The 692-nt window shown below is 58.5% G+C and carries 2 protein-coding genes; both read left to right on the forward strand.

All coding sequences use genetic code 11. From position 1 onward, the window contains the following. Window positions 1–195 precede the first annotated feature (195 nt). Window positions 196–414: a helix-turn-helix transcriptional regulator gene (locus tag P1J78_RS25090; RefSeq protein ID WP_275570094.1), complete on the forward strand. Its 219-nt coding sequence runs from the start codon at window positions 196–198 to the stop codon at window positions 412–414. Between the two features lie 108 nt (window positions 415–522). Next, window positions 523–692, forward strand: a 170-nt coding sequence (locus P1J78_RS25530) for a winged helix domain-containing protein (protein WP_445260963.1), incomplete at its 3' end; no start/stop codon positions are given.

The following is a 692-nucleotide window of genomic DNA, read 5'->3' on the forward strand; positions in this document are numbered from 1 at the left end:
CGCTGCCCCCAGTATCTGCCCCAGGGTCAGTGAATCAGTCCCTCGGCCGAATGGGAATCCCCAATCGATTCATGTCGGTGGGCAAACGCTCTAGTCCGACACTTCGGCGACTTTTCCCGTTCGTTCTCGCCTGCTCGATGCCTGAAGTTTTGAATACAGTCATGATACGTCATCAACAGATGGAGCGTGTCAGACATGACGCAGAAGACTTCTCTTCCAGTTATCTGGCCGGATAACATGCGCCCCGGTATCGCCGCAAAATACCTCGGCGTCTCCGACTCCAAGCTCGCAAAACTTCGTATGGAGCCGAACCGGCATCTTGGCCCCCGGTTCATCAAGGCGGCCGGCTGCATTGTCTACCGTAGGTCGGACTTGGATGACTGGCTGGAGAGCCACCTCGTCGAGGCCGCCTGAAAAGGAAAACCCCCGCTCAGTCAGGGACCGGGCGAGGGCAATTTCTTTCTACGGCAATTGAAAGATACCCCTTCGAGCCCGGTTCCGCAACAACAGAAGGAACCGAGCATGACTGACAAGATCAAGTCCAAGGACGACTGGGGCGACAAGCGCGCCAGTATCGTGAACAGGGCCAGCCCCCCCTTCAGCATCACTGTCGGCGGGCGTGAGCTCTGGGCTCTCACTCAGCTAGCGAATGCCGGCCAGAAGGGCTGCACGCCGATAGACAACCCCGCGCC

Source organism: Psychromarinibacter sediminicola (assembly GCF_029168335.1).
GTDB lineage: Bacteria > Pseudomonadota > Alphaproteobacteria > Rhodobacterales > Rhodobacteraceae > Psychromarinibacter > Psychromarinibacter sediminicola.